This is a genomic window from Sporosarcina sp. AD_1, assembly GCF_057373025.1.
Genome location: NZ_JBPVIR010000003.1, coordinates 93,858 through 106,666 on the forward strand (window position 1 = coordinate 93,858; position 12,809 = coordinate 106,666).

Consider the following 12,809-nt stretch of genomic DNA (forward strand, 5'->3'; position numbering starts at 1 on the left):
AAGGCACTCGGGGCAAAGCCCAAGTGCCTTTATCTAACCCTTTTCCGTCTCCCATACATAATCCCCACCAACAAAATTGCCGTGACGCCCGCCACTGCCCATGATTCTCTAAAAAACGGCGGATAGTACGTCAGCTCAATCTCATTCATTCCATCCTCTAATTCAAGTCCCGTAAAGGCATAGTTTGCACGGAGAATCTCCTGTTTCACTCCATTGACTTTCGCCGTCCAGCCACGCTCATATGGAATTGGCAGCACCACATGCGAGTCTCCCTTGGCATTATCCACCTTCACACTCGCAAGATGTCCATTCCATGTAACAGTGGCTTGCGGTTTGTCTACGCTCTCTTTTTTCGCTTCTTTTAAGATCTCGTAGTCTTCTGTATACAACGCAAAATCCCGCAGATCGTATTTGCCTTTCGGGACGCGAAGGCGTATCTGCTCTTCTGCCGGCACACGGATCGTCAGTTCATTCACATTCGTTCGATAGATGGAATCATTTTTCTTCCGTTCCGTCTCAAAGTCATTGACCATCATCAAATAGTCTTTGTCATTCTTCTTCCGTTGAATGAAGAACGATAGAAATACATCTTCTTTCAGTAATTCCGACTTATTCACTATAACGTCGAGTCCTCCACTCTCTTCTGTTACGTCAAGTACGCCATCTTCATATGTGCCGCCCACCGGTTCCAGCGTTGCACGATCTATTAAGTTCTCCAGTTCCGGAAAAGCTGATGTTCGGCTTTCAGCATCCTCCAGCACAATCCCTTGCAGCATCGCCTGCTCCTTCACAAGCGCAGGCGCCCCTTCCAAGTCGCTTTCCTGGTATAAAGCCGAAGTCGTCCGCACAAATGGCAAGCTGTACTCGTTCTGATACGCTACATACTCCCCTTCTCGGGCAATCTCCTTAAAGCCAAACGGCACAAGCTTCTCTTCCCCAACTTTCCGAATTACATAGGACCCGTTCAATATGGCATACAGGTTGGCACGGTCGCCAAGAGAGGCATAGCGGCTTACACTTTCCCGCCTCATATCAATAGCAAGATCGTCTAAATAGAAATACAACAGATGTTTATTCAAAATGCTCGAATAGACACTCAGCCCCTTGAAGTCCTGAACGATCGGCGTATTATTGCGGGTATCGACCATCCAATCAATACGCGCTTGCGGATCATCCTCCATCTCCTGCAATTTGCGGATCAATGTTCGCTGTTCGACTCCGTAGTATTCTTCACTTTCCATGTACTCTCGCGTGATGCCATACTCGGGTCCCTTATTTTTCCCGTTATCTCTATACGTCAATTTCTCCTGCTGGAACATGTTTGCCGTAAGGAGTGTTGAGAAAATTAGAAAGCCGGCTGTTATCCAAAATGCCCAGCGCTTCCGCCTTCGAACGTAAAACAGCAAAATCGCCATTGTCACAGCAGCACAAATGATTAAATACGACTCATAAAACTTTATTTTCAGCTTTGGATCGGCAATAAAAAACAGCCCATACAACGCAGTGCTGGCGACGATGGCAATCAACAGATCTCGCCACCTGACCAGTTTTAAATGATGCAAAGCCGCTCCTGCCACGCCGCCTGCTGCAAGAGCGAGGAAGTGTTCCCACCGATATTGCGGAGCGGACAGCCCGTTGAAAAGACTTCCGACCATCGGACTGTAATGCAATACGCATAATGTGATCGTCAGCACGGCAAAAAAGCGGAACGCCCGTTTTTTATATAGAGGAGCTATGAATAAACAAAGCAGCACAAATGCTGGCAAGATGACAAGGCGTCCGTGCAGCAGCAAATTATCGACGGGTCCGATTAGCGGAATGGCATCTTCAAAAGGAGGCCTGTAGTTGTTTAAATAACCGTATACCGACGGAATGAAAAACGGAGCGCTTAGCCCCGCACCTGTTAGCCCGCCGAACAGAAACAGCTTGATCTGCTTCCCTTTCTTCGTCTCCTCCAAAAAGAGTGGAAACAACCAGCGGAACACGATATAAATGCCCGCAATCAAAAAGTTCACGTACGCAAAATAGAAATTGTCGATCATGTTCAATGCGACCGCGGCAATGAACCAGCGCACTTTCCCATCCTGCATAACGGATTCCACGCCAATAAGAAGTAACGGCAGGAATAGCATCGCATCCGCAAAGAATTCCCAATACGTCACGTGGCGGAAGTACATGACGCACGTTCCGTACAGCGCTGCCGCAACAAATGCGGGAAGCTTAGCGAAATGGATCTTTCTAAAATAATATGTAGTCAATGCAAGAATGCAAGTCATCCGTAAAATACTGATGACGAGTATGATATTTGCCCAGTAAAAAAGATCCGGTGTAGAAATCCAGCCCATCTTTTCCAGAAGGAATGTAATTAGGACCGTCACATAGAAGACGAGGGATGTGGAGAAGTAATAACCTAACTGCGAGAAGACTCCTCCGCCAAGTCCGAAGCTCTCCGAATAGAAAAACTCGCCTTCCGTGAATAAGTTGTATAGGAAATACTTGAATGGGATCATTTGCGAAAGACCGTCATTGAGCCCTGTCATGTACCTGCCTTGAAAATACTCCGTCAAGAAAAAGAGATGACTTAGGATGGCCACTGCAAGACAAGCCATCCCGACAATAAGTTTCGGATGCTTAACACCATTCATGCTGCTTTCAACACCTTCCCTGTCACAACGAAAGTAATCGGCACCGTTACGAATAGAGCCGCAATCGGAGCTGCACTGCTGTTCATGCCAAACCATTCCACCAGCAAAAATAGCAGGATGAATGTAACCAACACGTTGACAGCCTGCGTCAGTGGAAAACGGACAAACCGTGCCCATGTCGGTTTCACTCCGTATGTCACATAGCAGTTCAAAAAGAAGGAACCGATCATGCTTATAACGACAGCCACCCAATGCGCCGTCACATATGGTACATGGACAAGATGAAGACCGGCCAAATAAAGGGCATAGTATACACCTGTATTCACAATGCCGATGAGCGCGAATTTATTAAATTCATAAGTGATGAATCGACGCATGGACATCTCGTTTCCCTTTCACTTCGGTACTCGACTGGCCGACCAAATAATGCGGCCTCTTTTTCGTTTCATTGTAAATTCGCCCGACATACTCCCCGATGATGCCTAACGATACGAGCTGCACGCCTCCGAGGAACAGGACAGATGAGATGGTTGTAAAATAACCCGGCACAGCAACGCCATTTTTAAATATGCCAAGTAAGGTAATGGCGATATATAGCAACGCTGCCCCGAGCGAAAGCAATCCCATGTAGAAGCAGAGACGGAGCGGCTTCGTATTGAAGGAGACGATGCCGTCGATCGCATAATTGAGCAGCTTTCCAAATGACCATTTTGTCTCGCCATGCTGCCTTACAACATTTTCATACGTAATCGTCTTCTGTTCGAGACCAATCCAAGCGTACAATCCTTTTGAAAAACGGTTGCTTTCACTCAATAAAAGCAGGGAATCGACCGCCTTTCTGCTAAGCAGCCGAAAATCTCCCTCCCCGTCGCTCAGGCGAACATCGATTGCTTGGTTGACGAGACGATAATAGGAGCTCGACAGAAAGGAACGGACTTTGGAATCCCCTTTCCGGTTCCGTTTTGCAACGACCTGATGATATCCTTCCTCAAACCCTTGCAGTAGTTCGGGAATCAAAGAAGGGGGATGCTGCAGATCAGCGTCCATAATAATGACGGCCTGCCCGTTCGCATGCTGCAAGCCAGCCAAGATGGCGGCTTCCTTCCCAAAGTTCCGTGTGAAAGATACATACTCTGCTTCAGGATACGTAAGAAGCACACTTCGAATTTCATCCATCGTCCCGTCCGTACTTCCATCATCAACGAACAACACTTCAAAATAGGCCTGCTGATGACGCATTTCCTTTGCAATGGCATCCATGACCGAGGCAATATTCCCTGCTTCATTGTAAGAAGGGATGACGAACGAAATCATCAGCTGATTCATTTAGACACCTACTTTCTCTTGTTGAATTACAAGTCGCTCCGGAAAATTAGTTGTAATGACAAGTAAATCGGAAAGCTGGTTCAGCCTCTCTAGATCCTGCGCAGTATCGACTGTCCATACACCGAGCTCGATTCCAAGTGGCTGCACAGCCTCTACTAATTCCTTCGACAAGAACTCATGATGGATGCCGATATAACTCGCCTCCACCTGTCTGATCTGCTCGGCAATCAATGTTGGCAGGCCAAGAAAGATGGGACCTACCGCAATGGACGGGTCGAGCGCTTTCACTTGCTGCAAGGACAGGTGATCGAATGAAATGACAAGCACTTCCTCTGTCATGCTATGGCGTTGAATGAGCTCTACCACTTTCTCTTCCAATCCGTTGTAATAGCCGGCTTTCTGCTTCAATTCGACTAACAGGCGCTTCCTACCCTTTGCTAGCAACAGGACATCCTCCAAAGTCGGAATGCGCTCATACGCAAAACGCCCGTTAAACCAACAACCTGCGTCTAGCTGTTGTAACTCCTCCACAGTGTGATCCCCGACCAGCCCGCTTCCATCCGTCGTGCGCTCCAACGTAAAATCGTGAATGACGACAGGCACGCCGTCCTTCGACAAATGCACGTCCAACTCAATCGCTTCAACTGTATCGTTACCGAGCGCCATCATGAAAGCAGCCATCGTATTCTCAGGCGCCCTGCCCGACCACCCTCTATGTGCAACCAATCTTCGCATGCTATAACCCCTTTTCGGATGTAATGAATGAAGAATTGCTTACCAAACAGGATTGCGTTATACCATTGTTCCAACTACTCAACCACACCTTGATTGGTCAAGAGCATTTTGCGCGCCAGGGGATTGTTTTGATTAAAGAGGGAATCCCGCGAACCTCCTGGCACCCGCGGATAACCCAACCGCACCCGCGCATAAACCAACCACACCCGCGCATAAACCAACCGCACCCGCGCATAACCAAATCACACCCGCGTATAACTCAACCGCACCCGCGCATAACTCAACCACACCCGCGCATAACTCAACCACACCCGCGCATAACTCAACCACACCCGCGCATAACTCAACTACACCCGCGCATAACTCAACTACACCCGCGCATAAAAACTAATCACACTCATAAAGAGAAACCTGTTCTCCTCACTTCACCCCGGTATACACAAAAGCACGGATAATATGCCGTTGCGCGAAGAAGAAAACAAACAGGATCGGCACAACAAGGATGAGATTGCCGGCCATTAAAATATTCCAGGCCACACCGCCATCCACTTCACGCAACTTGGAAATGCCGAGCGGCAATGTCCGCGAGGCATCGGTCGTTGTCATGACGAGCGGCCAAAAGTAGTCATTCCAATGGGCGATGAAGCTGAACATCGCAAAGGTGATCAACACCGGTTTCGCCATTGGCACCATGATCCGCATAATGATTTGCCATTCGCTCGCCTGATCCAGTCGTGCGGCCTCCAGCAGCTCCTCTGGCACTTGCTTGAATGACTGGCGCAACAGGAAAATACCGAATGCACTTGACGCAAATGGCAAGATGAGCGCCCATAACGAGTCAAGCAAACCCCATGCACTCATTTGCAAGTAAACCGGCAAAAAGATGAGCTGCGTCGGAATCATCAATGTCACCATCGTCACTCCGAAAAAGAAATTGCTGCCTTTGAATTTATATCGGGCAAACGCGTAAGCAGCAGGTATGATAGTCGCAAATTGCAACACGAGAATACCGAGCGCCACAATGGTGCTATTGAAAAAGTATTTTAAGAACGGACCGGAATTCCAGGCCTTCGAGAAATTTTCCCAAAGCAGGCTGTCTGGAATCCATTTTGGCGGAAACACCATCGTCTCCCCCAAAGTCTTGAACGAGGTGGAAATCATCCAGACGAAAGGCAGTGCGAATATAGTGATTAAAATCAGCAACCCGATGCCATTGAGGACCTTCCATAGCGGATTCTTTTTCATCTGCTCTCTGCCCCCTTACTGGTAATGGACTTTCCGGGATAATAACCGGAAATATAGAATGGTAAAGACGCCGATAATGCCAAGCAACAGAACACCTGCAGTCGATGCATAACCGATCTTAAAGAAACGGAAGCCGTTTTCGTAAATGTAATAAACGATCGTGTTTGTCGAATTAATCGGGCCGCCGCCTGTCATGATGGAGATCGTTTCAAACACTTGGAATGAGCCGATCAACCCGATAATTGTTAAAAAGAATAGAGTAGGCGATAACATCGGCAGCGTTAATTTGAAAAACGTCCGCACTTTGCTTGTGTCATCCAGTGCTGCAGCCTCGTATATATCCTTCGGTATGCTTTGCAGGCCGGCGATGAAAATGAGCGTGTAATACCCGATCCCTTTCCATACCGCCACGATAATAAGCGACAATAACGACGTCTTCGGATTTGTCAGCCACGGCACATTCGAAATGCCAAATAGGTTCAAGAACCAATTGAGCAGGCCGTAATCCGTATCCATCAGCCACATCCACAGCATAGAAATGGAGACGAGGGAAATGATATGTGGGCTAAAAATTGCCCCTTGCACAAATCCATACATAGCGCCTTTCCGGTTCAGCCACAAGGCCAGCAGCAACGAAATGCTGATTGTGAGTGAAACGGTTAACGCAGAATAAATGAACGTGTTGCGAAGCACCTGCATAAACTTGGCATCCTGTAACAGCGCCGTGAAATTGTTAAAACCGACGTAGTTTTTATCCGGGCTGATGAAGTTCCAATCATGGAAGCTTAGATAAATCATGTAGCCGATTGGATAAATGAAAAATAGCGTGAATACCAAAATGGCGGGGAAAATCATCATGTACGGCCTTGCTTTTCCTAAGCTCATCTCAAGCCCCTCCGACCATTGCCGGCATCGGAGCTTCCATATCGACTTCCGTTGCGCGGATTCGTTGCTCGTTCTCGTCAAAGAAGTACAACTGATCAAACGGAATGGCGATATATACTTTCTGCGTATCCGTGATCGGCTCCGTAAAACTTTTGATGTTCATTGTCCCGGCTTGATTCACAACCGTATAGATCGTCTCCGCTCCGAGCGTCTCGGTTGTAATGATTTCACTTTTCATTACCAGATGATCTGGCATCTTCTCCATCTCCGCGCTAATATGCGCATGTTCTGGCTTGAAACCAACGTGTCGGACACGGTCCATAAGACTCGGGAGGAAAATTTCAAGGCGCTCCCTCTCCAAAATGTTCATTGCCGGGGTACCGATAAATTCTGCCGTGAATACATTGTTCGGATCATGATACATATTCATCGGGGAATCCATCTGCTGCACAACGCCTTTATTCAAAAGAATAATCTGGTCGCCCATCGACATCGCTTCCACCTGATCATGTGTCACGTAAATAAATGTCGTACCAAGCCGCTTATGCAGCTGGATCAATTCACGTCTCATCTGTCCCCTCAATTTCGCGTCAAGGTTGGATAGCGGCTCATCCAAAATGAATACTTTCGGCTTCTTCACCATCGCGCGGGCCAATGCCACCCGCTGCCGTTGTCCGCCCGAAAGCTGCTGCGGCTTTTTGTCCAAGTGTTCCGTAAGACCAACAATGTCGCTGATCTCCTGAATCAATGCTTCCCGCTCTGCCTTCGGAACCTTTTTATTCACCAGCCCGAATTCAATATTCTTTCGCACCGTCATTGTCGGATACAAAGCGTAGTTTTGGAACACCATCGCGATGTTTCGTTTCCCCGGCTCCACATTCGTGACGCACTGGTCGCCGATCCAAATGTCGCCGCTCGTCGGTGACTCCAGGCCGGCAATCATTCGAAGCGTAGTCGATTTCCCGCATCCGGAAGGGCCAACGATCACTGTAAATGACCCATCTGCTATGGTCAGATTCAAGTTCTTCACCACTTCATCCTCATTAAATCGTTTCACGACATTCTCGAGCCTGATTTCCGCCACTGTCGTTCATCTCCTTTTTCCAATCATAATTTCACTGCGGAGGGTTGACGCAAAAAGGCGGCGAGCTCCTCCACGGTCTGTACCGCCACATCCCACGCATGACCTCCGAAGTGGGTATACGGTGAAATAAGGCACGTCCGTCCGCCCAAGCGTTTCACTGGCGCCAAATCATTGAATGGATTATCTCCGACTGAAAGGATCTCATGAGGAGCGTACCCTTCCTCCATCAGTTTCTTGAACATGTTTTCCATGCCGACCGGTTTTCTTGCATCAAACACGAAATCATCAAACAGCGTACCAATATTTAAATAATGAACGAATGCAGGGCCGGTTTCCCCCGGTGTATTCGTCATGAAAATTTTCCGCTCTACGTTCATTGCCCGGATGCTTTCGAATAAAGGGGAATGCAGGCGAATTCCATGTGGCTGGCGAATCATCTCATAACGGACTTTTTCAAACGCACTCGCCCGCTTCTCTACTGGCACCTTGTATTTTTCTGCATAGACATGTGCAACACACCACACATCCCCAATGAACAACAATGAGGCAGGGTCGATTTCCTTCCCCTCCTGCTTCAGTCCCTCCCATGTAAAACTGGCTGTCGGTTCGAAATTCTCATGCTCGTACACAACATGTTGCTGACGGTCAAAAAAGCATCCAAACGGAACAGAGTGACTTCCATCCAGTATGTCGTATGCTTCCATGACGACTTCTGCAGCTTCTGTTTCATCCAAAGTCCCTTCCAGCATATAGGCAAGATAGCGGCCCAAAAATGCATCATCCTGATATAACGTTCCATCCAGATCGAATATGACCACTTTCAATTCATCCAGCCAGTTCAACATGATCATCTCCTTTTTAAATAAGCAAGGGGAGGGCAGCCTCCCCGAGCGCCTTTATTTCAATAGTGGGTTGGCGAGTGAAGCCGCTTGGTCCAATGCCTCTTTTGGCGATGTACCTTCCAATAGGCATCTGGCGATTTCATCACGTAAAATCGTTGCGATTTCCGGGTAGCTGTCTGCCATTGGACGCGCTTTTCCAAACTCAAGCTGATCGACGGCCACTTTATATTGAGGCGTTTCCTTATAGAGATTTTGCATCTCCTCTGAATTCACAGCGGATAATCTGCTCGGCAAGTAGCCTGTGTAGGTGCTCGCATAGATTGTCTGCTCTTTCGCTGTCATCCATTTAATGAATTCCCATGCCGCCTCCTGCTTTTCTGGAGACAGTCCTGCCGTCATGACAAGGTTTGCACCACCAGTCGGCACACCATTTACTTTGTTTGCCGGCATAAATGCTGTATTTAACTCAAAACCATTTTCCTTTGCTATGGACAAGTTGTTCGTCAGGCCAGCTGTCGATCCGAAAATCATCGCAGATCGGCCGTTGGCAAAGTCTTGGACCGCCTGCGCGGACGCCTCATCACCAGCCGGAATCTTCAAAACACCTTCGCTGGACAGACGCTTCCAGAATTCCAATGCCTCTACGCCCGCTTCGCCGTTAAACGTCACTTGTTTCTCATCCTTAGATAACATGTCGCCGCCACCAGCTCCGACAAATGCCTCGAAGAACCAAATATCGACTGGCATGCTCATCCCGACAGACTTTCCTTCAACCGTCAATGCGCGTAAATACTCTTCGAATTCCTTCCAATTCTTCGGTCCAGCCGGATCAAGTCCCGCCTCCTTCAGCATATCGACGTTCATGTAAAGGATCGGTGTACTGCGTAAATACGGCAGTCCATGGATTTTCCCATCCACGTACGAGTTGCCCATCAACCCTGGGTTAAAGTCATTCAACATAATATCCGAATCCCGCTCGATGAAAGGCGTCAAATCTTCCGTCATGCCGGAGCGTGCAAACACACCAATGGAAGCAATTTCATTCAACGTCACTTCAGGCGCATTTTTCGCAGCAAATGCCGCTTGTGTCTTCGAATGCAAATCGGCATAATTTCCTTGGAACTCTGCTTTTACCAGCACTTTATCTTGCGAATCATTAAACATCTTGACGAGGTTTTCATTGTTTTCACCGATTTTATCTCCGAATGCATACCAATACGTAATCTCTGTCCTGCCACTATCCGCCGACACTTTGTGTTCCGAACTTGCCTTCTCTTCCTTTTTGTCTCCACAAGCGCCAAGCACCATCATCAGCGCCAGCAATCCAAGCATTCTACAAATGGTTTTCAATTTGTTCCCTCCAGTTGATTGATTGGTAGTTTTTGAATGAACAAGCTGCAAACGGGTTTCATCTTTACAGTCAACCCCACCTCCATGGCTTGCCTCCCTACAGCCCATATTCTACGGTCCAATTGTTAAGCCCATATCCTCCCTATGTTAAGGTTTCGTAAGTTTCGGAATTTAGTAGATTGTTTTCATATGCGTTTTCACTTACAGCCCACGCATTTTCCTTCCCTTCTCTCCGAGCACACAAAAAAACCACCTCCTCTCGGAGATGGTTTTCATACCTTATTTCAACTTCTGCAAAATAACGACTTTTAAGTAATTGAATTCAGGGAAGTCCCGGTTCGTGCGGAAATCTTTCGGCAGTGAGGACTCTTCCAAGATCTTATACGTAGATCCTGATTCGCTGAATGCTTTCTCAATAAATGTTTTAAACTTCTTCATGCCGAAGCTTGCATTGTTTGTTGAAGCGACAATGATACCCTTTTTTGCAGTAATCGCAATAGCATCCTGCAACAGGGCCGGGTAATCTTTCGCTGTGCTGAATGTGTGTTTCTTCGAACGGGCAAAGCTCGGCGGATCTAGTACGACGAGATCGAATTTCAACTCATGGCGCTTTGCATAACGGAAATAGTCAAACACATCCATTACTTTAATGTCCTGTTGTTCGTAATCAATTCCATTCACGCTAAATTGCTCAATTGTTTTCGGCAAGCTCCGCTTCGCTAAGTCGACACTCGTTGTCTTGACTGCACCGCCAAGTGCCGCTGCAACGGAAAATGCTCCTGTATAGGAGAATGTATTCAAAACATTTTTACCTTCTGCATAATTATCGCGAATTGATTTTCGGACATCACGCTGATCCAAGAAAATTCCGGTCATCGCCCCGTCATTCAAGTCCACGGCAAAGTTCATGCCGTTTTCTTTGACGATGATTGGGAAATCACCCGGGGTTCCTTTTACGAAATCGTCCTGTTCGACGTATTGGCCTTTCCCATCAAAGCGTTTCTTTTCGTAAATCGCCTTATATTCCACAAGCTTATCCAGCACGCCATATACGTGGTGTTTCATTGAGTAAATGCCCTCGCTGTACCAGCTGACTACGTAATAACCGTCGAAGTAGTCAATTGTCAGGCCGCCGATTCCGTCCCCTTCTCCATTAAAAAGGCGAAACGCATTCGTCTCGGGGTCTTCCATCAATTGTTCACGTCTTGCAAATGCGGACTTCATGCGTGATTCGAAAAACGCAAAGTCGATCGGCTCCTCGTCCTTCCGGGTCAACACCCAGCCGACACCTTTATTTTGATTGCCATAATAGCCTTTTGCGATAAACTTCCCGTACTTGTCCACTAAACGGATAATCGTTCCTTCTTCTTTTAAGACCTCTGGCTGGACTACGGCATCCTTCAGGATCAGTGGATAGCCTTTTTTAAATGCCGCCGTACTTTGTGCGTTTACTTGTACATCTATTGTTTTTGTCATCGTGTCATCCTTTAATCTTCATTTCTTCCCATTATCGCACGGATTCGCACAAAATGCGAAAACGAAAAAAGCCTCCCCTTGGCAAGAAGAAGCTTCTTTATGCAAGTAGCCGGAACGCCAGGCTTTTCAATAGCCCAATCCGGATCGGAGCCTCCACCGGACCCCTAGTGGTATTCAAATAATGTTGCAGCTCGCCTTCATACACCAATTCCAAATGAGGCATATCCACCAGGTGGTGTGGCATTGTCAAAGATGGTGTCGTGCCAAGACGGTGATTTTCGCTCTCCTGCATGACAGTTGCGACAAATTGCGAGCAGAAGAAAGCGCGTTTCCGCCTAATTTCCTTGTTCAAGGCTACACCAAACAATCCAATAAAATTATATTTATACATTTTTTGATTTAACTCAAACATCCGGACTTTCTGCCTGATCCGCATGTAAGCCTCCGTCGAGACCTCACAACGATAAATGGCGCAATCAGCGTCCCGGAATATGCCGTCTGTAACGTTCTCTCTTACAAAACCGCCGATAAACGGATTGTATTGCTGCTTCCGGCCAAAGCTGTATATGTCAGTCAAATGTTCATCAAATGCGATCGAGGCGTGGTTCAAGTCCTTCCTCGTGTACATGCCGATCGCTTTGGAGAGCAACGTTCCTGTATCCGTCAATACGATATATATGGATTTCCCCATAATCCCAACCCCTAACTCGTCTATCTCTCTACCAGTATGCACCAACCATTTGGGAACCTAAACCGTCTATCGGCGGAAATTCTCTACAACTCCGGACGTAGTTGCATGCCGTTTGTTTATCTATTCTATTATACGTTTTGCAGGTGGAAGAAGTTTCATCTATCGAAAGAGTTTCGCTTAACGAACTAATCTTGGAGGGGATAAAAAAACGCAGAACTTGGCTGCGTTTAAAATTCATACCGATCAATATTCATAATAGGGGAGCGGCAACGATAAGCATGGATGATTACATCTTTGTGCATCTTTACATATTTGGCTGCATCATTAGGCGAATAAATGAGGAGACTTCCCTCATCTATCGGCGGTCCGCTATGCGCTTCATCGACAACGATAATAGCGTGGTTCCCTTCAGCCTGAAGCCGCTTAATAATTTTTTCATTTCCGATCGTTCTTCCCAAGATCAAATGGATTGACACCTTTTCCCCCGCCCCTTTCCTACGATACTATCCATATCGTAGTACATCCGCTAT

Annotated in this window: 12 protein-coding genes; all 12 read right to left on the bottom strand. The window is 47.3% G+C overall.

From position 1 onward, the window contains the following. Nucleotides 1-29: 29 nt before the first annotated feature. Nucleotides 30-2,645, bottom strand: coding sequence for a YfhO family protein (locus ACSW3C_RS06645; protein ID WP_486561678.1), 2,616 nt, complete (start codon nt 2,643-2,645; stop codon nt 30-32). Beyond that, entirely contained in the window at nt 2,642-3,028 is a 387-nt protein-coding gene (locus ACSW3C_RS06650) for a GtrA family protein (protein WP_238079332.1), read from the bottom strand. Before ACSW3C_RS06650 ends, ACSW3C_RS06645 begins: the two co-directional genes overlap by 4 nt. After that, on the bottom strand, nt 3,000-3,971 hold the full coding sequence (locus ACSW3C_RS06655; protein WP_486561680.1) for a glycosyltransferase family 2 protein: 972 nt from the start codon (nt 3,969-3,971) through the stop codon (nt 3,000-3,002). Before ACSW3C_RS06655 ends, ACSW3C_RS06650 begins: the two co-directional genes overlap by 29 nt. Continuing rightward, nucleotides 3,972-4,706: a glycerophosphodiester phosphodiesterase gene (locus ACSW3C_RS06660; RefSeq protein ID WP_486561681.1), complete on the bottom strand. Its 735-nt coding sequence runs from the start codon at nt 4,704-4,706 to the stop codon at nt 3,972-3,974. A 420-nt stretch (nt 4,707-5,126) separates the two neighbouring features. Beyond that, nucleotides 5,127-5,951 (bottom strand): carbohydrate ABC transporter permease, encoded by an 825-nt coding sequence (locus tag ACSW3C_RS06665; RefSeq protein WP_486561682.1) that lies wholly within the window; start codon nt 5,949-5,951, stop codon nt 5,127-5,129. A gap of 15 nt (nt 5,952-5,966) precedes the next feature. Further along, complete coding sequence (locus ACSW3C_RS06670) at nt 5,967-6,836, bottom strand: carbohydrate ABC transporter permease (protein WP_238079336.1); 870 nt, start codon at nt 6,834-6,836, stop codon at nt 5,967-5,969. Nucleotide 6,837: 1 nt separating this feature from the next. Beyond that, nucleotides 6,838-7,920, bottom strand: a complete 1,083-nt coding sequence (locus ACSW3C_RS06675; RefSeq protein WP_486561684.1) for an ABC transporter ATP-binding protein — start codon at nt 7,918-7,920, stop codon at nt 6,838-6,840. Nucleotides 7,921-7,943: 23 nt separating this feature from the next. Further along, entirely contained in the window at nt 7,944-8,765 is an 822-nt protein-coding gene (locus ACSW3C_RS06680) for an HAD family hydrolase (RefSeq protein WP_486561685.1), read from the bottom strand. Between the two features lie 51 nt (nt 8,766-8,816). Next, nucleotides 8,817-10,112 (bottom strand): ABC transporter substrate-binding protein, encoded by a 1,296-nt coding sequence (locus ACSW3C_RS06685; RefSeq protein ID WP_486561686.1) that lies wholly within the window; start codon nt 10,110-10,112, stop codon nt 8,817-8,819. Nucleotides 10,113-10,391: 279 nt separating this feature from the next. After that, nucleotides 10,392-11,588, bottom strand: coding sequence for a class I SAM-dependent rRNA methyltransferase (locus tag ACSW3C_RS06690; protein WP_486561687.1), 1,197 nt, complete (start codon nt 11,586-11,588; stop codon nt 10,392-10,394). Nucleotides 11,589-11,685: 97 nt separating this feature from the next. Continuing rightward, the gene (locus ACSW3C_RS06695) at nt 11,686-12,279 is read right to left on the bottom strand and encodes a hypothetical protein (RefSeq protein WP_486561688.1); all 594 of its coding nucleotides are present in this window, start codon (nt 12,277-12,279) and stop codon (nt 11,686-11,688) included. Between the two features lie 227 nt (nt 12,280-12,506). Then, complete coding sequence (locus ACSW3C_RS06700) at nt 12,507-12,755, bottom strand: hypothetical protein (RefSeq protein WP_486561689.1); 249 nt, start codon at nt 12,753-12,755, stop codon at nt 12,507-12,509. Between the last annotated feature and the right edge of the window lie 54 nt (nt 12,756-12,809).

Bases quoted from the DNA above. Each gene is read 5' to 3' on its own strand.
- ACSW3C_RS06645 (WP_486561678.1), bottom strand. From the start codon at position 2,645: ATGAATGGTGTTAAGCATCCGAAACTTATTGTCGGGATGGCTTGTCTT.
- ACSW3C_RS06650 (WP_238079332.1), bottom strand. From the start codon at position 3,028: ATGTCCATGCGTCGATTCATCACTTATGAATTTAATAAATTCGCGCTC.
- ACSW3C_RS06655 (WP_486561680.1), bottom strand. From the start codon at position 3,971: ATGAATCAGCTGATGATTTCGTTCGTCATCCCTTCTTACAATGAAGCA.
- ACSW3C_RS06660 (WP_486561681.1), bottom strand. From the start codon at position 4,706: ATGCGAAGATTGGTTGCACATAGAGGGTGGTCGGGCAGGGCGCCTGAG.
- ACSW3C_RS06665 (WP_486561682.1), bottom strand. From the start codon at position 5,951: ATGAAAAAGAATCCGCTATGGAAGGTCCTCAATGGCATCGGGTTGCTG.
- ACSW3C_RS06670 (WP_238079336.1), bottom strand. From the start codon at position 6,836: ATGAGCTTAGGAAAAGCAAGGCCGTACATGATGATTTTCCCCGCCATT.
- ACSW3C_RS06680 (WP_486561685.1), bottom strand. From the start codon at position 8,765: ATGTTGAACTGGCTGGATGAATTGAAAGTGGTCATATTCGATCTGGAT.
- ACSW3C_RS06690 (WP_486561687.1), bottom strand. From the start codon at position 11,588: ATGACAAAAACAATAGATGTACAAGTAAACGCACAAAGTACGGCGGCA.
- ACSW3C_RS06695 (WP_486561688.1), bottom strand. From the start codon at position 12,279: ATGGGGAAATCCATATATATCGTATTGACGGATACAGGAACGTTGCTC.